This window comes from Sulfuricurvum sp., assembly GCF_030691015.1.
Classification (GTDB): Bacteria; Campylobacterota; Campylobacteria; order Campylobacterales; family Sulfurimonadaceae; genus Sulfuricurvum.
The window spans coordinates 104,780-124,647 of sequence record NZ_JAUYFF010000019.1; the positions used below are offsets into that span (position 1 = coordinate 104,780).

17 protein-coding genes are annotated in these 19,868 nt (G+C 46.7%); 10 read left to right on the forward strand and 7 right to left on the reverse strand.

Annotated elements, in window-relative coordinates; all coding sequences use genetic code 11:
- Position 1: 1 nt before the first annotated feature.
- Positions 2–1,963 (forward strand): sensor histidine kinase, encoded by a 1,962-nt coding sequence (locus Q8O20_RS11375; protein ID WP_305531260.1) that lies wholly within the window; start codon positions 2–4, stop codon positions 1,961–1,963.
- A gap of 63 nt (positions 1,964–2,026) precedes the next feature.
- Positions 2,027–2,704 (forward strand): ThiF family adenylyltransferase, encoded by a 678-nt coding sequence (locus tag Q8O20_RS11380; protein ID WP_304740010.1) that lies wholly within the window; start codon positions 2,027–2,029, stop codon positions 2,702–2,704.
- On the opposite strand, the gene Q8O20_RS11385 is transcribed toward Q8O20_RS11380, so the two are convergent.
- The 6 genes from Q8O20_RS11385 to Q8O20_RS11410 all read right to left on the reverse strand — a co-directional run bounded on the left by Q8O20_RS11385 (position 2,701) and on the right by Q8O20_RS11410 (position 9,868).
- Positions 2,701–3,117: a c-type cytochrome gene (locus tag Q8O20_RS11385; RefSeq protein ID WP_305531261.1), complete on the reverse strand. Its 417-nt coding sequence runs from the start codon at positions 3,115–3,117 to the stop codon at positions 2,701–2,703. The genes Q8O20_RS11380 and Q8O20_RS11385 overlap by 4 nt on opposite strands.
- Positions 3,118–3,237: 120 nt before the next feature.
- Complete coding sequence (locus Q8O20_RS11390; protein WP_304740006.1) at positions 3,238–3,417, reverse strand: hypothetical protein; 180 nt, start codon at positions 3,415–3,417, stop codon at positions 3,238–3,240.
- A gap of 296 nt (positions 3,418–3,713) precedes the next feature.
- The gene (locus tag Q8O20_RS11395) at positions 3,714–5,153 is read right to left on the reverse strand and encodes an efflux transporter outer membrane subunit (protein ID WP_305531262.1); all 1,440 of its coding nucleotides are present in this window, start codon (positions 5,151–5,153) and stop codon (positions 3,714–3,716) included.
- Complete coding sequence (locus tag Q8O20_RS11400) at positions 5,146–8,277, reverse strand: efflux RND transporter permease subunit (protein WP_305531264.1); 3,132 nt, start codon at positions 8,275–8,277, stop codon at positions 5,146–5,148. Before Q8O20_RS11400 ends, Q8O20_RS11395 begins: the two co-directional genes overlap by 8 nt.
- Positions 8,277–9,410: an efflux RND transporter periplasmic adaptor subunit gene (locus Q8O20_RS11405; protein WP_305531265.1), complete on the reverse strand. Its 1,134-nt coding sequence runs from the start codon at positions 9,408–9,410 to the stop codon at positions 8,277–8,279. Before Q8O20_RS11405 ends, Q8O20_RS11400 begins: the two co-directional genes overlap by 1 nt.
- A complete protein-coding gene (locus tag Q8O20_RS11410) occupies positions 9,407–9,868 on the reverse strand; it encodes a MarR family winged helix-turn-helix transcriptional regulator (RefSeq protein ID WP_304740210.1) in 462 nt (153 codons plus the stop codon). Before Q8O20_RS11410 ends, Q8O20_RS11405 begins: the two co-directional genes overlap by 4 nt.
- Before the next feature lie 154 nt (positions 9,869–10,022).
- Here Q8O20_RS11410 and Q8O20_RS11415 point away from each other — a divergent pair, with 154 nt between their 5' ends.
- The 8 genes from Q8O20_RS11415 to ligA are packed head-to-tail and all read left to right on the forward strand — an operon-like array spanning position 10,023 to position 18,674.
- A complete protein-coding gene (locus Q8O20_RS11415; protein WP_305531267.1) occupies positions 10,023–10,817 on the forward strand; it encodes a polysaccharide deacetylase family protein in 795 nt (264 codons plus the stop codon).
- A 56-nt stretch (positions 10,818–10,873) separates the two neighbouring features.
- A complete protein-coding gene (locus tag Q8O20_RS11420) occupies positions 10,874–12,019 on the forward strand; it encodes a succinyldiaminopimelate transaminase (RefSeq protein WP_305531268.1) in 1,146 nt (381 codons plus the stop codon).
- Entirely contained in the window at positions 12,007–12,471 is a 465-nt protein-coding gene (locus tag Q8O20_RS11425) for a hypothetical protein (protein WP_305531269.1), read from the forward strand. The genes Q8O20_RS11420 and Q8O20_RS11425 overlap by 13 nt, the downstream gene beginning before the upstream one ends.
- Positions 12,468–13,778, forward strand: a complete 1,311-nt coding sequence (gene murC / locus Q8O20_RS11430; RefSeq protein ID WP_305531271.1) for a UDP-N-acetylmuramate--L-alanine ligase — start codon at positions 12,468–12,470, stop codon at positions 13,776–13,778. The genes Q8O20_RS11425 and murC overlap by 4 nt, the downstream gene beginning before the upstream one ends.
- Before the next feature lie 4 nt (positions 13,779–13,782).
- Positions 13,783–14,112, forward strand: coding sequence for a hypothetical protein (locus tag Q8O20_RS11435; protein ID WP_305531272.1), 330 nt, complete (start codon positions 13,783–13,785; stop codon positions 14,110–14,112).
- Positions 14,109–16,328 (forward strand): endonuclease MutS2, encoded by a 2,220-nt coding sequence (locus tag Q8O20_RS11440; protein ID WP_305531274.1) that lies wholly within the window; start codon positions 14,109–14,111, stop codon positions 16,326–16,328. The genes Q8O20_RS11435 and Q8O20_RS11440 overlap by 4 nt, the downstream gene beginning before the upstream one ends.
- A 15-nt stretch (positions 16,329–16,343) precedes the next feature.
- Complete coding sequence (locus Q8O20_RS11445) at positions 16,344–16,658, forward strand: HNH endonuclease (protein WP_305531275.1); 315 nt, start codon at positions 16,344–16,346, stop codon at positions 16,656–16,658.
- 3 nt (positions 16,659–16,661) lie between these two features.
- Positions 16,662–18,674: an NAD-dependent DNA ligase LigA gene (ligA, locus tag Q8O20_RS11450; protein WP_305531277.1), complete on the forward strand. Its 2,013-nt coding sequence runs from the start codon at positions 16,662–16,664 to the stop codon at positions 18,672–18,674.
- Here the strand turns inward: ligA and Q8O20_RS11455 are convergent.
- Positions 18,600–19,793, reverse strand: coding sequence for an NAD(P)/FAD-dependent oxidoreductase (locus Q8O20_RS11455; protein WP_305531278.1), 1,194 nt, complete (start codon positions 19,791–19,793; stop codon positions 18,600–18,602). The genes ligA and Q8O20_RS11455 overlap by 75 nt on opposite strands.
- Positions 19,794–19,868: the final 75 nt, after the last annotated feature.

Consider the following 19,868-nt stretch of genomic DNA (forward strand, 5'->3'; position numbering starts at 1 on the left):
ATTGAAAAAACTATTTTTTCTTTTTTTCTTTTTTGCATTCGCGCTGCAAGGATCTGCATTGACGCTCCAAAAAGGGGTTTCAACTCCCGTTGAGCAGTCAATATCCTATTTTGAAGATGTTCAGGGAACCTTAACCCTAGAGCAAGTAAAAAGGGAACCGTTCACCCCCTATACCAAAGAAAGACGTGTTAATTTCGGATTTACACAATCAGTATACTGGTTTAAAATCAATTTGCTCACTTCGTCTTCTAAAGATACGCATTGGTGGATGAAAATTGATTATCCTCTTTTAGAGTCTGTAGATATGTATCTTCTTCAATCGGACACTCTGCTTATTAAACATCAGAAAATGGGGACCTCTCAACCCTTTAACTCCCGTGATATCGGTTCACACTATTTCATTTCAGAACTTCCACTTTATAATAGTAGTGACTCAACATTGTACCTTCGTGTAAAAACGCAAAGTTCGATGCAGCTTCCGATCTCTATTTTCTGTTCAGAGAATTTGATGCAAGAATTGGAACAAAGCAATTTTTTCGTAGGAGTATACTACGGGATTTTTTTTATTGTTCTTCTCTATAACGCGGTGTTATTTATCTACACGATGGACAAAAATTATCTTCGATACATTTTATTTCTTGTCTCATTTATTTTATGGCAACTTTCATTTGACGGATTGGGGATTAAATACATTTGGGGCGATAATTACTGGTTTATAGAACATGGATCGAGCGCGTTTATCCCCTTTACCGCTTTTTGCGCCCTCTATTTCAGCCGATACTTTTTGAATACCCCGATCTATGCTCCGAAGGTTGATAAAGCCATTATTATTATGATGTTTCTGAGTATTTTTATGAGTATTGCTTCATTGTTTCTCCATTATGCGCAAATGATCCCTTTCAATGCAGCTTTGGCTTCTATTTTGCCTGTCGTATTGTTGATAGCGGGTTTGAGAGTGATGCGTCATGAATATCGGGCTGCCCGTTTTTATGTAGCCGGATGGAGTTCCTTTTTGATTGCCACAATCATTTTTGCTTTTAATAAATTTGATCTTATCCCCAGTTTTTACGGGATTAACAATGTTCAGCAAATCGGATCGGCAATTGAGATGATTTTCCTCTCTCTTGCGTTAGCGGATCGGGTCTATCTGCTGCAGCGTGAGTACATTGAAAAATTGAATCATCTCAATGATACCCTTAGAGACAAAGTAGAGAGTGCATTAAACGAAGCACGCTTAAAAGACCGTTTGTTTGTCCAGCAATCCAGACTCGCGGCCATGGGGGAGATGATTGAGCAAATAGCGCATCAATGGCGTCAGCCGCTTCATACCCTGGCGTTGATTAATCAGGACATGTATGTGAAGCAGAAGCTTGGTAAATGTGATGCGAAGGCGTTTGAGGAGAGTCATGAACGGATAGACGAACATCTTCAATACCTCTCTAAAACAATTGACGATTTTCGTAATTTTTATAAAACCGATAAATCAAAATCATTTGAGGATCTGGGTGAATTAGCAGCAGAAGCCTTGAAGCTTAGTGATGTATTTCTAAAATACGCAAAAATTAAAACGTACCTCGACGTATCAACGATACTTAAAGTCAATATTGCCAAAAATGAGATGATACAGGTTTTGATGAATTTGATAAAAAATGCCCATGATGCTATTCTTGAGCAGAGAATTACCGATGGAAAAATTTCGATCCGTGTAGAAGAGGTTGAGAAGGGGATCAAAATCAGTGTTGAGGACAATGCCGGAGGGATTGCTCCAGATATCATAGAAAAAGTATTTGATATTTATTTTACGACTAAAGATCATGAGCACGGAAGCGGGTTGGGGCTTCACATGTCCAAATATATTATCGAAGAGAGTTTTAGAGGGCAAATTTGGGTTGAAAATATTCTTGGAGGCGCCCGTTTTATTATTGTACTCCCCTTTGAAGAGATTCAAACCCTAGTGTCATAGTCAGAATAAGGGTATTATTTACCAAAACGATGGTAAGCTAAAGCAAATATCAAAGGAGAAAAGATGATGCACTATTTTCACCGTCAGGTCCAGTTGTGGGGGGAAGAGACGCAACATCTCCTGCAATCAAAGAAGATAGCCGTTATTGGAAGCGGAGGGCTTGGATCATCCTTAGCGTTCGCTCTGGGTGCATCGGGAATCGGTGAGATCCATATGATCGATTTTGATACGGTGAGTTTGCATAACATTCATCGTCAAATCGCTTTTAAGATGGGGGATGAAGGGAAATTTAAAGCTGACATTGCTGCTCAATTGATTGAAGAGCGTTGTCCGTACGTTAAAAGCTATCCGCATGTATGCCGATTTGAAGAGTTTGCTGAAAAGAATATTGACGTTGATCTGATCATTGATGCAACGGATAATTTACCCTCTCGGGGAGCTATCAATACGTACGCTAAATCGAAAGGATTACCATGGGTCTATGGATCGGTGGAAGCGTTTAACGGGCAAGTTTGCTTTTTTGAAGAGGCCTCTTTTAATGAACTTTTTAAAATTACCCAAAAGACACCTGCAGGCATTGCGGCACCTATCGTCATGCATATTGCTTCATTGCAAGCTAATTTAGCATTACGCTATCTGGCAGGGCTAAATGTGAAAAAAGACAAACTTTACTATCTCTTTTTCAATGAAGAGGGGGAGTTGGTAACGCAGAAATTTGCGCTACCTAAAAGTGAAGGTTAAAGTGCCGAAATAAATTTAGCCAGAGCATCGATCTGAGCATCGTTAAGGGCTTTTGCCTGTCCTTGCATTAATCCTTTCATCTCTTTGCCGTAGGTGCCCGTTTGGTACCCTCTAAGAGCATCTTTCACTTGCTGTTCACTAAACTCAGCAATAACAGCCGATTTCCCCAATGCCGATTTTTCTCCTTTAGCTCCATGACATGAAGCACATTTCTGAGTGAATAAGGTACCGCCATCATCTGATGTTTCAGGAAGAGCTGTAGCAGTTTCTGTTACGGGAGCTTTTTGCTCAGGAGTTGACGTATTTGCTTCGACAGCGGTTTTGGGTTCAGCGGATGAAGGTATTTGTTCTGAAGTTGATTCACTGCATCCGATTAGAAAGAGGGAACAGATAAGGGGAATAAAGGTTTTCATAAAAGAACACTCCTAGTTTAGATTAGGACAGTGTATGATAAGTTAGTTTGATTTTATTTTAAAAAAAGAGAAAGAGGAAAAATCTCGCACCGAAGTGCGAAATTAGGAATAAGTCGAAACTTACTGAGCAGCAGTAACGTTTTCTTCAACAGTAACGTTAGCTTCTTCAGCAACTGGTGCTGCAGCTTCTTCAGCAACTGGTGCAACTTCTTCAGTAGCAGCAGGTGCTTCTGTAGTAGCAGATTCGCTACATCCGATGAACATAGCAGCAAGTAACAAAGCAGTGATAACTTTCAACATGGTAAGGCTCCTTAAAAAAATATGGCGGAAGTATACCACTACTCCCCCTATACTTGTCAAGTATTTCGGAGTAATTTTATAAATATTTTTACTAAAGCCCTAAAATAGGGCTTTAAGAGGTATCAAATCTTTATCAATTTGGTATGAAAAAAGGGTAGATCAGTGACAAACAAAGGTAAAAATTTGCATTTTTTACCTTTTTTTAGACCCTATTTACTGTTGATTGTCTTTTCGGAGGCATTTAAAGAAGTGGATTAAACTACTATCGTCGTATCCGATAGTAGTACTATATGCGGTTATCGCCCTGATGGAAGAAGATCAGGAAGGGGTGGCGTTTGCTCATCTGACCATCCTCCCCCTAATGCTTTATAGAGAGAGAGCGTAGTAATCAGAGCATTTTGTTTGGCAATCAGGTGCTGTTGAGAAGCTTGTATCCACTGCTGTTGAACGAGAAGCATATCACTGTAACTGATGGTTCCTACCTGATAGCGTAATATACTTTGTTCCAATGCTTTGTGTATCGCTTCTGTGCGTGCACGCTGATAGCTCAGTTGTTCTTTTGCTTTGGTTGTTTGTCCGATGGCGTTATCGGTGTCGTTAAAAGCGCTAACAATGCTCTTTTTATAAAGAGCCAGCGTTTGGTTTCGATCGGCTTCAGCCGTTTTAATTTCGCCGGCAATTCGCCCTGCAGAGAAAAGGGGAACACTGATAGAGGGGGCAATTTCCCAAATGCGTGCCGGATTGGAGACAAAGTTGTTTAATTCCAGACTTTGCACTCCTAACATCCCCGTTAGTTTGATACTGGGAAAATAAGCAGCGCGGGCAACACCGATTCGGGCATTGGCGGCAATAAGGTTTTGTTCTGCCGCTGCGATGTCAGGACGTTTGCTTAAAAGGCTAGAGGGGAGGGCTGAAGGGACTTCAGGAAGCACAATAGCGGTAAGTGATGAAGTACTAACGTGGGTCGGATTACGCCCTAGGAGAAGGTTAAAGGTTGACTCTTCCGCAATTTTAGAAGCTTCTAGCTGTGAGAGGGTCGCTTTAGCATTTTGAATTTCGGAGATGGATTGTAATAAAATGGTTTCGGCGATAACACCGTGTTTGTATTTTATCTCATTGAGTTTTACGATTTCATCACTCAGTTCAACGTTCTTTTTTGCCAAATCAATTTGCCCTTGAAGGGAGGAGAGTTTAAAGTACGATGCGGCAACGCTTGAAGCCGTGGATAGTTTGAGTGTTTGTGCCGCGTATTCACTGGAGAGAAGTGCGGCGCGTGCAGATTCATTGGCACGGCGAACTTTTCCAAAGAGATCGATTTCATAGCTGGCTAACGACAAAGATCCCGCATACGTAGAGGTTACCCCCTCACGCAGTTGATTACCGCCGCTAGAGGCATTATCGACCCCTTTACGAGTCAAAGATCCGTTAGCGTTGATTTGAGGATAAAGATACGATTTAGCTTGATCGAATTGTCCTAAGAGTGCATCGACGGAAGCACGGGAGGCTTGAAGGTCGTAATTGGAGGTTTGCGCCTCTTCAATGGCACGATTCAAAGAGGTATCCTTGAAGTTTTTCCACCATTGAGTATCGACATTCCGCTGAGTTGTTCTATTTTCATCAGTATGAAGAAAGGTTTCAGGCGTATTCACATCCGGACGGACGTAATCAGGGCCGATGGCGCATCCCCCTAAAACGAGGGTGCAAAGAAGAGTGAAACTAAAGGTTGTGTTATTCATGATCGACTCCTTTAGAAGAGGCAAATTTTTCCTGAGCCGTAGCGACCCAGTAGTAGAGGAATGGAATAAAGTAACGTTCGATAAACGTTGCGGCCAGCATCCCTCCAAACATTGCTATCCCGATAGAGAACCGTCCCATAGCACCGGCACCGGAGCTAAAGATAAGGGGGAGCATACCCGCGAGGAATGCGAATGAGGTCATCATCATCGGACGGTAACGCAACCGTGCTGCTTCCATCGTCGCATCGTAAATATTTTTCCCCATTTGGCGCTGCTCTTCGGCGAATTCGACCACCAAAATTGCATTTTTGGCGGAGAGGGCGATGAGGGTGAGCAATCCGATTTGGAAAAAGACGTTGTTGTTGAGAAACGGAATAACCCATACGATCGCGTAGGCTCCCATAATTCCATACGGAACGGCAAGCATAATCGATATCGGTAATGTCCAGCGCTCATACAGTGCCGCTAAAATGAGATACACCATCACGAGGGCAAAGGCGATGATAAAGAGAGCTTTAGAACCGACCAGTTTCTCTTGGAGGTACAATCCGTCCCAATCGTAGCTTGCGGTGGATGGCAAGACGGTGTCTCCCGCATTTTCGATTGTTTTAATAATATCCCCTGAACTGTATCCCGCAGCCGGAGAGCCCATAATCGTCGTACTCAAAACACCGTTAAAGTGTTCGATAGAGGAAGGGGCGCTGGACATTTTGACCGTTACAACACTCGAAAGCGGTACGAGCTGCCCGCCGGAGGATCGAACCCATGCACGTCCTATATCTTCGGGAGTAGAGCGGAAAGGGGCGTCCGATTGCATTTGAACCCAGTAGGTTTTCCCGTTTTTATCGAACTGATTGACGTACATCGTTCCGATGGTTGCTTGGAGAGTTTGATACACATCACTGATGGAGAGCCCCATCATTTTGGCTTTTTCACGATCCACTTCGACCGATAAAGTCGGATTGTTGATATTCATCGTGCTAAAAGGGTTTTTGATGCTCGGTTCATTTTTGAGTTCACCGATGAAAGCATTGGTTGTTGCCGCATGCTGCTGATAATCATTACTTCCCGGCTGTAAAAGTTTCAGACTGAACATATCGGAGGCTCCCATCCCCCGAATCGGAGGGGGAGGCATAGCAAATACTTTTGCCTCTTTGATACTGCCGAGTTTCGGTCCTAGGGAGTCGAGAATACCGAATATTTTGAGCTCTTTAGTCGTTCGCTCATCCCAAGATTTGAGACGGGTAAAGATGACGGCAGAATTCGGTTCTTGGGAAAAGGTAAGGACGTTCAGTCCCGTAATAGCGGTAAATTTGTAAACCCCTTCTTGTTTCTCCAGTATCTTTTCAACCTCTTTTACCACTTCGAGGGTACGGTTTGCGGTAGCACCTTCGGGGAGGTTAATACTGGTGATGAAATACCCCTGATCTTCCATAGGGAGGAATGCACTTGGGAGTGTTTTGTGGAAAAAGGCGATAAAACCGTAGGTGGAGAGGTAGATCACCAAAAAGATCAAGGAACGGCGGATCATATAGGCTGAACGGCGAACATACCCTTCGGTCATTTTGGCGAACATACGGTTAAACCAGCGGAAGAATGCGGCAGGCTCTTCGGTATGCTTTTTAAGGATCAACGCACCGATAGCGGGAGCAAACGTGAGTGCCATAAAGCCTGAAAAGACAACGGAGATGGCAATGGTGGCGGCAAACTGCTTGTACAGCTGTCCCGTCATCCCTCCCATAAAGGTGGCGGGGATGAAAACGGCACACATGACGAGAACGATTGCGACAACGGGACCCGAGATTTGAGTCATCGCTTTGATGGCGGCTTCTCGCGGAGAGAGCTTTTCACTCTGCAATATCCTCTCCATATTCTCAACAACGACAATGGCGTCATCGACGACAATCCCGATGGCGAGAACGAGACCAAAGAGGGTGAGGGTATTGATCGAGTAGCCGAGCAAGTACATACCGATAAAGGCACCCGTCAGAGAGATCGGGATCGAGAGGATCGGAATCATCGCCGCGCGGGTACTTTGCAAAAAGAGGTAGATAACCAAACTGACGAGAATGATTGCCTCTAAGAGGGTAGAAACAACCTCTTCGATGGAGATCTTGACGAAATCGGTGGTATCGTAGGGGATATTGTACTCGATCCCTTTTGGAAATTTATGGGAGAGTTTCTCCATTTTTGCGGCGACGGCGGCAGAGGTATCGAGCGCATTGGCATTGGTATCGGCAAAAATACCGATCATCGCAGCCGGTTTTCCGTTGACCCGTCCGAAAAATTCGTAGTTTTGGCTTCCGAGTTCGACACGTGCAACGTCGCGTAAACGGATTATAGAGCCGTCAGGTTTTGAGCGGACGATAATGTTTTGGAACTCTTCGGCTGTTGAGAAACGCCCTTTGGAGGTGAGCTGCATCGTCCACATTTGTGCATCATTGGTAGGTGCTTGTCCTAAACGACCCGGAGAGACTTGGAGATTTTGATCTCGGATCGCTGCGGCTATTTCAGTCGAACTGACACCGAGTGAGGCCATCTTATCAGGATTGAGCCAGACACGCATTGCGTAATCGCGCTGACCGAAAATCTGTGCCCGTCCCGCACCGGGGATTTTTTTCACTTCATCGAGGAGATTAGAAGAGATGTAGTTGCTGATCTGCGTCGCATCATAGCTCCCATCGGGGGAGGTGATCGCAACGATAAGAAGGATATCGGAGGTCTTTTTCTCGACCGTTACCCCAAGATCGCGCGTTGTTTGCGGAAGTTGCGCCAAAACAGAGTTGATTCGGTTTTGAACTTCTACGGCCGCCATATCTTGATTGACGCCGATATTAAAGGTACATGTAATGGTTCCGCTTCCCGGCAGTGCGGCAGCTTTGGAAGACATATACATCAATCCATCGGCTCCCGCAATCTGTGATTCGAGAGGGGTGAGGATGTTGTTAGCAATCGTTTCGGCATCGGCACCCGGGTATTTGGCGGTGACGACGACGGTCGGCGGCGTAAGGTTAGGGAGTTGCGAGATGGGGAGGGTTTTAATCGCCGCAAACCCCAGCAGCATGATGATAATACCGATAACGGCGGAGAGAACCGGCCGATTAATAAAAAATTTGCTAAACATTATTTTTTACTCTCAGGAATGACTTGAGAGCCGGGTCTGAGTTTAGGAAGACCGTCTGTCGCGATTTTATCCTCTGTCGTAATACCGCTTTCTATGATGATGTTTCCATCGATCCATTCACTTGTCGTGACAGGACGGGGAGAGACGGTATTGTTCGCTTCCACGACGTATACGAATTTTCCTTTATCTCCCGTCATCACTGTTTTTTGAGGAACATAGAGGGTATTAGTCCACTCCATCCCTTTTACCCTCACCCGTACAAACTGCCCCGGGAGGAGTTTGTGGTCGCTGTTTTCCAGTAGCGCACGGTAGGTAATATTTCCGGTTGTTGAGTCGATAAACGGTGCGATGAAATCGATGGAGCCTTTGCGCTCTAACGTTGAACCGTCACTAAGGATAAGTTCAATGGTATATTTTCCATCTTTTGGGCTAGTGAGTTTTCCGCTTGCGATGGCATTTTGACGGGCAAGTTTTTGGTTTTCACTGAAGGTAAAATTGACATAAATCGGATCGCTTTGAAACATCGTTGTGAGGAGTCCGTTAGCTCCGGCGGTAACGTAGGTACCGACATCCACTTTTGAACGGTCAACAAATCCGCTGAGGGGAGCTTTGATCGTGGTATAGCTGAGGTTGAGTTTTGCTTGCTCCAGTACGGCTTTCGCTCCTGCTAGGGCTGCTGCACTATTGCGTTCGTTTGCCGTTGCGGTGTCAAGGTCTTGGGCACTTGCGGCATTAGCGGATGCGAGTGGTTTGATACGGTTTAGGGCTGCTTTGGCATTGGTATGATTTGCAGTAGCTAAATCGTATGCGGCTTGGGCACTGGAGAGAGAATTTTTCAAATCACTCGGGTCAATGACGAATAAAGTATCCCCTTTCTGTACGGATGAGCCCTCGGTATAGGAACGTTTTTGGAGATATCCGCTCACCCGTGCGTAGATTTGTACGGTGTTATAGGCTTGAGTTTGTCCTGTTGCTTCCAAGATGGCAGGGAAATTGCCGACTTTTGCTTGGGTTGTGGTAACAGGAACCGGCCCCTCAGGCGGTTTTTCCATCCCTTTGGCTTTGGGGCGTTCGCATCCGCTGAGGGCAAGGAGTAAAACGGAAGATAAAGTTAACGTAGCAATACGGTTCATTCGGATTCCTTTTGTGTGTAATTAAGCATGAGGCACATTTGTTTTAAAACGCGTAACGTAATGGCAAGTTCTTCGGGGTTAAAGTGTCTTTGCAAGGATTCATTCGCTTGCTTTAACACTTCCATCGTCGGTTTTTCGAGGGCACTTCCTTGGGGCGTAAGGGTGACAAGGTTGCACCGCTTATCCTGACACGCTGTCGCTCTTTGGATAAGGGAACGTTTTTCAAGACCTGCGATGAGGCGGGTAATTGACGTTTTATCTTTACCGACAAAATCGGCAATGTTTTGTTGTGTTGAACTTTTCTCTTTCCAGAGTACCACCATCACTTTAAACTGCTCGATGGTCATATCGATACCGTTTAGCGCGAGCTGGCGGGTGAGAAAGTTGCGTGCCGCCATAGCGGAGAGATTGGTAAGACACCCTAACGATTCTTGCGTCGGGCATTCACATCGATTCATACAGTAGCTCCTAAATAGTTGATTATGCAACTAATGGATCGAATTCTATTTTAATAGCACTGCAAAGTCAAGGGGAATTTGTTAATAATATTAATAGTTAAGGTAGTTATATGCGCTATAATCCGCCGATTTTTATTTGTGAGGATTTGAAAATATGTCTCGAGTCGTTTTTCTTGTTATGGTTTTGATCGGTTCGTTGTGGGGTGCACTCATCGAAAAAAAAGTTCCTATCTTGTGTTACCACCGTTTCGGTGTCGAAGTGGCCGATTCTATGACGATCAAAAACTCTGCGTTTGCCGAACAGCTCGCTTGGCTTAAAACAAACGGTTATACCGTTATTCCTCTTGATACGGCGGCTCAGTATATGCAGGGTAAAATCAAATCGATCCCTGCCAAATCGGTGGTAATTACCGTCGATGACGGACATAAAAGCGTTTACAGCGATATGGCACCGTTGGTCAAAAAATACAAAATCCCCGTCACTCTCTTTATCTACCCGAGTGCGATTTCTAACGCCAAGTACGCCATGACATGGGAACAGCTCCGTGAATTAGAGACGACGAAACTCTTCCGTGTTGAATCTCATACCTATTGGCACCCGAATTTCAAAAAAGAGAAGAAAATGCTCTCTGCGGAGGAGTACGCAAAATCGGTCGATAAACAGCTGAATGGATCGAAGAAAAAACTCGAAGAGCGTATGGGACATGAGATTAAATATCTCGCTTGGGTATTCGGTATTTACGATGATGCGCTCCTCGTCGATGCGAAAAAATCGGGATACGCGGCAGCGTTTACGATCGATCGACAACACGCCTCATCGGGGGACAATGCAATGGCATTAGGACGTTATATGGTGGTAAGTAAACACGATATCAAAGCGTTCGAGGGGATGGTGAACGGTACGGAAGATCGGATGCCTAAAGATAAAAAAGAGGTCGTGAAGTATTAAATTACAGCATCAGGACGCTATAATATAACAACACATTCCATTACAAAGACGATCCTTTGCATTTTGAACCGTACCCATTTGAAAAACTGACTCAACTTTTAGAGGGAATTACCCCAAATAGCGCCTATTCGCCCATCGCTCTGACCATCGGGGAACCGCAGTTCGAGACTCCCGCTTTTATCCAAAAATCGATTTGTAAGCACTCTGAAGAGCTTCGCCGTTATCCGAAAACGGCGGGAGAAGCGTATCTCAATGACTCTATGAGAGGGTTTGTTGAACGCCGTTTCGGGGTCAAACTGAAAGCCGATGAGTTGGTGAGTTCATTCGGGACGCGGGAAGTGCTCTTTAATTTTCCTCAATATTATCTGTTCGATAAAAAAGAGGCTGTAATGGCGTATACCAACCCGTTTTATCAGATTTACGAGGGTGCGGCAATCGCTTCTCGTGCTAAAGTGATCCATCTCAACCTCACCGAGCAAAACAACTTCAAACCGATCATCAACGAAGCGGAACTCTCCGAATGTGATTTGGTAATCTTGAATTTCCCGAACAACCCGACGGCATCGGTACTTAGCCTCGAAGAGTTAGGAGAATGGGTTAAACTTGCCCTCAAACACGATTTTTGCCTTATCAACGACGAATGCTACAGTGAGATTTATACGGCCGAAAAAGTTCCCTCCCTTCTCGAAGCATCGATTTATGTGGGGAATACGTCGTTTAAAAACGTTCTGGTCATCAACTCGATCTCCAAACGCTCTTCCGCCCCGGGACTCCGTAGCGGATTTATCGCAGGTGACGCTGAGATTTTAAAAGGGTACGCGCAGTATCGCACCTATGTCGGATGCGCTTCTCCGCTTCCATTGCAAGCGGCTTCTGCGATGGCGTGGGATGATGAGTTTCATGTGGATCGCGCCCGTGCGGTGTATGCGGAAAATTTCAAAGCGGCGCAGGAGATTTTAGGGATTACAACCTCCGATGCGACCTTTTATGTTTGGTTAAAAGTAGACAACGCACTCGAATTTACACAGCGTTTATATCGAGATTACAACGTCAAAGTATTGCCGGGAGAGTTTTTAGCACGCGACGATTCGCACGGCGAAAATCCCGGCATCGGCTATATCCGTATCGCCCTCGTCGAAGAGACGCTCCGCACCATCCAAGCACTTAATCGCCTAAAGGAGGCATTGTCATGCAAGAATTAAAAGATAAAATTTTCCAAGCGCAAAGCGAGGGGGATATTGCCTCGTTGTACGTTCTTGAATCCCAAGCCCATGAGAGCTTCGATGAAGATACGTTGATGGCTTATTATGCCAATATCCTCGATTTGGCATTGGAGCGTTTGACGAATGCGTTGGAGAATCTTGACAAACTCGATATGAATGAAGTGCAGGATTTTGCAACTTTGAGAGCTTTGTACGAATACGCAATAGAGCATTACAGTGCGGGAAGTGCTACTGATGCGAGCGCACTGTTTGAAGTGCTCGGCGGGATCAGCAACGATGAGCAATTCAGCATCGCGATGAGCGTTCACCGGGCAGGATGTGACGCGAAAATTCCGTTTGACGATTTCATCGATGAGTATGTCGATATGGTAGCGACGCAGAACGGCGGGAAATTTTATATCAGCACTTTTAAAAAGGAAATTTCACAATGAAAATCCACTTTATCGGGATCGGCGGAATCGGCATTTCAGGACTCGCCAAATATATGCGTTTCAGCGGCCATGAGGTGAGCGGTTCGGATATGAAAGCGACCCACATTACTCAGCGTCTTCTCGATCGCGGGATCAAAGTTTTCATCGGACACGATGCGGCAAACATTCCTGAGGAGTGTGATTTGGTGATTCACTCGGCGATTATCCGTGATACCAATGTCGAAGTGGTAGAAGCCAAGAACAGAGGGATCGAAGTACTCCACCGTCGTGATGCACTGCTGCGTATCCTCAAAGAGAAAAAAGTCTACGCGGTATGCGGTGCACACGGTAAAAGTACGACAACGGCAATTTTGGCCTCAATCATGAGCGGAAGTGCGATCATCGGTGCGGAGTCCAAAGATTTCGGCTCCAACGTCCGATATGACGGCAGTACCGACGTGATGCTTTTTGAAGCGGATGAATCGGACGGGAGTTTTCTCAACTCCAACCCGTACTGCTCGATCGTCACCAATGCCGAGCCGGAGCATATGGAGTATTATCACTACAACATCGATGAATTTCACAATGCCTATCGCCATTTCGTCGAGATGGCACCGATCCGTGTGATCAATGCGGAAGATCCGTTTATGAGCACACTGGAGTGTGAGGCAATCCGTCTCTATCCGAGTCAGGATATCTCTAACATCCGCTATACCCTCCTCGATGATGAACCTTACACCCGTTTTACCCTTAAAAATATGGGTGAATTCGAGGTATGGGGATTCGGCGAACACATTGCGATGGATGCGAGTTTGGCGATTTTGGCAGCGGCTCAGACGATGAGCATTGCGGCAATCCGTGCCAATATTCTCCATTTCAAAGGGATCAAAAAGCGGTTCGATGTGATTTTCAAAGGCTCAGACCGTGTCATCATCGACGATTACGCCCACCATCCGACCGAGATCAAAGCGACGATGGAATCACTTAAAATCTATGCGGAACTCAAAGGATTCAAGCGTATCATCGCGATCTGGCAACCGCACAAATACTCCCGAACTATCGATAATCTCGATGCGTTTGTCGAGTGTTTCGAAGGGTGTGCCGAACTCGTTATCCTCCCTGTATGGGCGGCTAGCGAAGAGCCTCGTGAGATCGATTTTGTAGGGCGTTTTGACCGTTATAATCTCACTATGAGCGACAAACTTCACCGCGCGGGTGATACCATCGAATCGATTATCGGTGATGCCGTCGTTCAAACCTACGATCACGATCTCATCGTCGGATTCGGGGCAGGGGATTTGACCTATCAGCTAAGAGGAACGAAGTAATACTATGGGGTATATCGTTTGGTTTGGAATCGTCGCTCTCGTATTTGCGCTGTTGCACTATTTCACGGAGCTTAGCGGAAAGCAAAAAGGGATTATTTCTTTTGTCGTTACCTTGGTTATTACCGCAGCCGTAGCGTACAACATCCAAAGTGATCGTGACCGCAGCAAGGTACGTGCCATCGAATTGAAGTACCAACAAGGGGAGACGTTGGTGTGCCGAGGTATTGAGGTCAAGTCTACTACGTTTGATTATAGTGTCGGGACACAAAGCTTTGTCGGGAACCGTGGGACGAAACATTATCAGCAGATTATCAATGCCCGTGAGTGTCAATGAGTTCTCTCTCTTCTAATCTCGCCGAGCTTTTCGGTAAGCTCGATCTTCTTCCTCATATCGCTTCGCTGGAGCATTTTTTCTCCCGTGAACAAAACATCGCAATGCAGGGAGATCAAGAACGCCACTACCGCTATATCCAAGCCCTCGATGCGTTGGAGTTCAAAGCCCCGCCGAAGAGTGTAGCTTTTGAGAGCATCATCAACCACTTGAAAAAACAAGGGGTTTTGCGGTTCGAAGAGATCCACGAACTTCTCAAAGTCGTCCGCTATTTTAGACTGATGCGCAACCACGAGTTCGCGGGGATCATCGGCGAATGGATGGGGACAATCATCATCCCCGAGCCGTTTAACGAGATCGATGAGTATTTCGATCATGAGGGGAACTTTATCGAATCACGCGATGAGGAACTCCATAAAATCGCACAGCGGATCAAAGCGATCAAAACGGAGATCAACGACTCCATCAAACGCCTCTTTCACACTCAAAAACTGACCCCGTACCTTGTCGATACCCAAATCCACTATATTAATGACGAAGAGACCCTCTTGGTGCGCGGCGGATTCAACCACGTCCTCAAAGGCTCCGTCGTCGGACGGACAGGTGCGGGGTTTTTCTACGTTGCACCCGATTCGGTGCTCCGTTCCAAAGAACAGCTCCGTTATGTGTTGCAGGAACGGGAGAGCAAGCTCTATGAGTATGCGAAGCGATTTAGTGCGAAACTCTCCAATCTTGTCCCTTTTATCGGATTTATTGACCGTGAGTTTGAGCGGTACGACCACTATCAAGCGCGGGTACTCTTTGCCCGTTCCCGCGATTTCGCGATTCTCAAACCTCAAAATAACGGCGATATTGTCCTCGAAGAGTTCTCCCACCCCGCCATACACAAACCCAAACCGATCAGTGTCGATTTCCGCTCCAACCTCCTGATGATCACAGGGGTCAATGCGGGGGGTAAAACGATGCTCCTCAAATCGCTCCTCTCGGCGGCTCTGATGGCGAAATATCTCATCCCGATGAAGATCAACCCTCACAAATCGCGGATCGGGAGTTTCAAACGGATCGAAGCGGTGATCGACGATCCTCAAAGTGTCAGTAACGACATCTCCACTTTTGCAGGGCGGATGGTGCAGTTTAGCCATCTGTTTGAGCATAAAAGCGCCCTTGTCGGGGTGGATGAGATCGAACTCGGAACCGACAGCGACGAGGCGGCGGCACTTTTTGCCATCGTCCTCGATGAGCTGATCAAGCGGGGTCAAAAGATCATCGTCACAACCCACCACAAACGTCTCGCCGCATTGATGGCAGATCGGGATGATGTGGAGCTGATGGCGGCACTTTATGATGAAGAACGCCGTCTACCGACCTATGAGTTTTTACAAGGGGTGATCGGAAAGAGCTACGCGTTCGAAACCGCCACCCGCTACGGGATCAACCCTGCCATCATCACCCGCGCCAAAGCTCTTTACGGTGAAAACCATGAGAAACTGAGCGTCCTTATCGAGCGGGGGAGTGAGTTAGAACGTGAGCTGAAGCGAAAGAACCGCGAGGTGGATGAGAGACTCGAATCGCTCAAAACCCAAGAGAGCGCATTCAAAGAAGCGCGGGAACACCTGCGGGTAGAACTCGATGCCGAAAAAGCGAAACTCCGTACCGGTTACGATGAAGCAATCCGTGAAGCGAAAGAGGCGGCAAAAGGGATGGACATGGCGGCGATCCACCGTCAGTTGAACAAGGCGCAGGCGAAATTGCCGAAACCCGAACCGATCAAGATCGCAGAGCCTGAGCCGATAAAGTACGAAGTAGGGCAGAGTGTAAAATACCGTACTCAGCGCGGGAGTGTGGTGAGTGTCGGAGCCAAAGATGCGATGATCGAGGTGGAGGGGATGCGCTTGCGGGTCAAACTCACCGATCTCAAACCTAGCGGCAACCTCCCGAAAAAACCGAAGGTCACCGTTACTTCGCAGATCGACCAAAAAAGCGGTCTCAAACTTGATCTTCACGGATTGCGTGGGGAAGAGGCGTGCGAGCGGATGGATAAATTTCTCTCCGATGCACTTTTGCAGGGATTCGATGAGGTGATTATCTATCACGGGATCGGAACGGGGAAACTTTCCTATGCCGTCAAAGAGTTTTTGAAAGTTCATCCGAGTGTGAAAAGCTTTACCGATGCTCCTCAGCATTTGGGGGGATTTGGGGCGAAGATCGTACGGCTCTAAAAGAAAGGATAATTAGTGGCAAATAATTGGAACATTCCTACATGGCTTGAAAAAGAGGTGCGTGAACGAGATAAACGGTGTGTTTATTGTGGTGTGGAATTTACGCCTGCAAAAGTTTCGAAAAAAACAGCCGCAAGTTGGGAACATATTATTAATGACGCTAAAATCATTACGAGAGAAAATATTGCTTTATGCTGTTGCGGATGTAATGCTAGCAAAGGGCAAAAACAACTCTCTGTTTGGTTGCAAACAACTTATTGCTTAGAACGAGGCATTACACCTAATTCTGTAGACTCAATTATTAAACAAGCGATTCAAAATGGACAATAGAAAATGACCCAAACCGAATACCAAAACGCCGTAAAACAACTCCAAAAATACTCGTATCATTACTACGTCCTCGACGATCCGATCACGACTGACGAGGAGTATGATATTCTCTATCACCACGTGGTGGCGTATGAGAATGAGCATCCCGATGAAATAATCCCCGATTCCCCGACACAGCGGGTAGGGGATGTTCCTCAGGATAAGTTTGACAAGGCACAACACTTGAGCCGTATGTGGAGTCTCGAAGACCTCTTTAATCGCGAGGAGTTGGAAACGTGGGTAAACCGTATCACGAAAGGGTACGGGGATGTCCGTTTTTACTGCGAACCGAAGTTTGACGGGGCGAGTTTGAATCTCATCTATGACAACGGTGCGTTAGTACAGGCGATCACGCGGGGAGACGGTGTCGAGGGGGAAGAGGTTACCCAAAACGCCAAAACGATCCAGTCGATCCCTCTTCGTATCGAGTATACGGGGCGGATCGAGATTCGGGGCGAAGTGGTGATTTTCAAAGAGGATTTTGAGAAGATCAATCTGGAGCGTTCCCGTAACGGCGAATCGCTGTTTGCCAATCCGCGTAATGCGGCGGCGGGGAGTCTTCGACAGCTTGATACCCGTATCACCGCGTCACGCCGTTTGGTCTTTATGCCCTACGGGATCGGAGCCAACACGTTGGAAATCAAAAACCTCTCGGAACGGATGGAGTGGGTCTATGGTCTGGGATTCCGAAATCCCCACATGACCCACTTGTGCGAGAGTGCCGATCAGATCGAGACGTTTTACCATGAGATGCGGGTTGAGCGGGATAATTTCGCGATGCTCCTCGATGGGATGGTGATCAAAGTGGATGCGATAGCCGTCCAAGATGAGCTGGGCTATACGGTGAAAAATCCTCGATGGGCGGCGGCGTATAAATTTCCCGCGATTGAGAAACTCACAACCCTGCGCGAGGTTATCATGCAGGTGGGGCGTAGCGGTGTTGTCACCCCTGTCGCCATCGTCGAGCCTGTCGATATCGAGGGGGTTACAGTCGAGAGGTCGACGCTTCATAATTTCGATGAGATCGAGCGCAAAGATATCCGCATCGGCGATAAAGTGATAATACTCCGAAGCGGTGACGTTATCCCTAAAATCGTCAAGGTGATTGCCTCAGAGCGGACAGGGAGCGAGCAGATCATCCACCGACCGAAGCATTGTCCCGTCTGTCATTCGGAACTTCTCGATGAGGGGGCGTTGATCAAATGCCAGAACCTCTCATGCGAAGCGCGGGTGGTGAACTCTATCATCTATTTCGCCTCTAAACAATGCCTTAACATCGACGGGCTAGGGGATAAAATCGTCGAAGCACTCCATAACGCTGGGATGGTGCGCGAACTCAGTGATCTTTTCGGTCTCACGATGGAACAGCTCTTATCACTGGAAGGGTTCAAAGAGAAAAAGAGCCGCAACCTGATCGACGCGATAGCGGCGGTCAAGGGGTGCGATTGCTGGCGTTTTATCAATGCGTTGGGGATCGAGCATATCGGCGAAGTGGCCTCTAAAACATTGTGCGGTGCGTTCGGAACGGCATTTGATACGGCGAGCCGTGAAGCAATTTTGGCATTGGAGGGGTTCGGGGGTGAGATGGTCGAATCGATCCTCGAATTTTCCCGTGTTAACAGCGAGAAAATCGAAAAACTCCGTACCCTTTTAAATCCCGTAGCCCCGATCAAAGTGGAAGCTCACGAGAACCCGTTTAAAGGGAAAAGTGTCGTGATCACGGGATCGATGTCGGTGCCGCGCGATAGTATCAAAGCCATATTAGAGGGATTAGGGGCAAAAGTTGCCTCGTCCGTGTCGAAAAAGACCGATTACGTCGTGTACGGTGAAGATGCGGGGAGTAAGTACGATAAAGCGGTGGAACTGGGTGTGACGTTGCTCACTGAGAGGGAGTTTCGCTCCTTAACGTCGCTTGCCGATACCACTCCGACGGCGCAAGGGAGCGGTGTACATCCAAAAAATAGCCTTTTTGATTAAATAGGCGACGTACCCTTTCACTTTGATCCCTCCGGGGAGCAAGCCCGCTCCGTATTCACCCCCTAATGCGATCATTACCCCTTGATTTTTAAACTGGAACGGACGTTTTGATTTCCCTTTGAGAGAACGTAAAATATTGGCGGCAACATGCTCGCCGCCACGCTCGGCAAGTTGGGCGGTCGGAGGGATGAATTTTCCCTCTTCATTGAGCGCTTGCGTGATATCGCCGATAGCGTAAATATTCGGATGGTTTGGGATGTTCAGATGTTCATCGACGATCAGATGCCCTTTATTGTTTGTCTCAAATCCGAGATACTGAGTGAGAGTCGATGCGGCAATCCCCCCTGTAAAAATCATAAATTCAAAATCAAGCGTTTTTTCGTTGTCGAGAAGAATCTCATTTTTTCGTACTTCACTGATTCGGTTGTTATGCCACACGTGAACCCCGAGTTTACTCAGCCTCTCATAGGCGCTCTCTATCAAAAATGGATCCATCCCGAAAAGAATCGTCTCATACGCATCGATGAGGTAGACATCGACTCCGCGACATCCGAAGTTACCGTTTTGGTAAAAATGGTTCGCATACGCCGCCATCTCTGCGGCAATCTCTACCCCCGAGAGTCCCGCTCCGCCGATAACGATATTAAAGGGTTCGACATCGCACCCGCGCGTTTGCGCTTCGATGCGGTTGAGAAGTGAGCGTTCAAACTGCTGTTTGAAATTTAAAGCGGCGGGGATACTTTTGACACCGTGGGTGTGTTCGCGTAGCCCTTTGATGAAATCGGGAAAATAGGTGCGGCTTCCGGTTGCGATAATGAGATAATCGTAAGGGATACTTTGTGTGGCTGTTGAAACGGTAGAAGTGGTCGTATCGATACCGCTCACTTCCTCACAGATAAATTTGACCAAACCGAAACTTTTAGTGAGTGAGGGGAGATCGATCATTACCTGTGACATATCCACTTTGTTGGCGATGAAGTCGTATACTTCTGCTTGCATATAATGGTAAGGATTTTTATCGATCAACGTGATGGTAATGTGGCTGTTATGTGCTAAATGCTCAATAGCGCGAATACCGCCATATCCTCCGCCGATGACGACCACATGAACTGAATGCATACCTAATCCTTACCCTGAAAACTGATCCGCAATGGTATCCTAAACAAAGTTATGCCACCATAACGTAATTAAAAA

What these genes read in the sequence shown, in the direction of transcription:
- Q8O20_RS11380 (WP_304740010.1), top strand. Translation starts at nt 2,027, where the DNA reads ATGATGCACTATTTTCACCGTCAGGTCCAGTTGTGGGGGGAAGAGACG.
- Q8O20_RS11385 (WP_305531261.1), bottom strand. Translation starts at nt 3,117, where the DNA reads ATGAAAACCTTTATTCCCCTTATCTGTTCCCTCTTTCTAATCGGATGC.
- Q8O20_RS11390 (WP_304740006.1), bottom strand. Translation starts at nt 3,417, where the DNA reads ATGTTGAAAGTTATCACTGCTTTGTTACTTGCTGCTATGTTCATCGGA.
- Q8O20_RS11395 (WP_305531262.1), bottom strand. Translation starts at nt 5,153, where the DNA reads ATGAATAACACAACCTTTAGTTTCACTCTTCTTTGCACCCTCGTTTTA.
- Q8O20_RS11400 (WP_305531264.1), bottom strand. Translation starts at nt 8,277, where the DNA reads ATGTTTAGCAAATTTTTTATTAATCGGCCGGTTCTCTCCGCCGTTATC.
- Q8O20_RS11405 (WP_305531265.1), bottom strand. Translation starts at nt 9,410, where the DNA reads ATGAACCGTATTGCTACGTTAACTTTATCTTCCGTTTTACTCCTTGCC.
- Q8O20_RS11410 (WP_304740210.1), bottom strand. Translation starts at nt 9,868, where the DNA reads ATGAATCGATGTGAATGCCCGACGCAAGAATCGTTAGGGTGTCTTACC.
- Q8O20_RS11415 (WP_305531267.1), top strand. Translation starts at nt 10,023, where the DNA reads ATGTCTCGAGTCGTTTTTCTTGTTATGGTTTTGATCGGTTCGTTGTGG.
- Q8O20_RS11425 (WP_305531269.1), top strand. Translation starts at nt 12,007, where the DNA reads ATGCAAGAATTAAAAGATAAAATTTTCCAAGCGCAAAGCGAGGGGGAT.
- murC (WP_305531271.1), top strand. Translation starts at nt 12,468, where the DNA reads ATGAAAATCCACTTTATCGGGATCGGCGGAATCGGCATTTCAGGACTC.
- Q8O20_RS11435 (WP_305531272.1), top strand. Translation starts at nt 13,783, where the DNA reads ATGGGGTATATCGTTTGGTTTGGAATCGTCGCTCTCGTATTTGCGCTG.
- Q8O20_RS11440 (WP_305531274.1), top strand. Translation starts at nt 14,109, where the DNA reads ATGAGTTCTCTCTCTTCTAATCTCGCCGAGCTTTTCGGTAAGCTCGAT.
- ligA (WP_305531277.1), top strand. Translation starts at nt 16,662, where the DNA reads ATGACCCAAACCGAATACCAAAACGCCGTAAAACAACTCCAAAAATAC.
- Q8O20_RS11455 (WP_305531278.1), bottom strand. Translation starts at nt 19,793, where the DNA reads ATGCATTCAGTTCATGTGGTCGTCATCGGCGGAGGATATGGCGGTATT.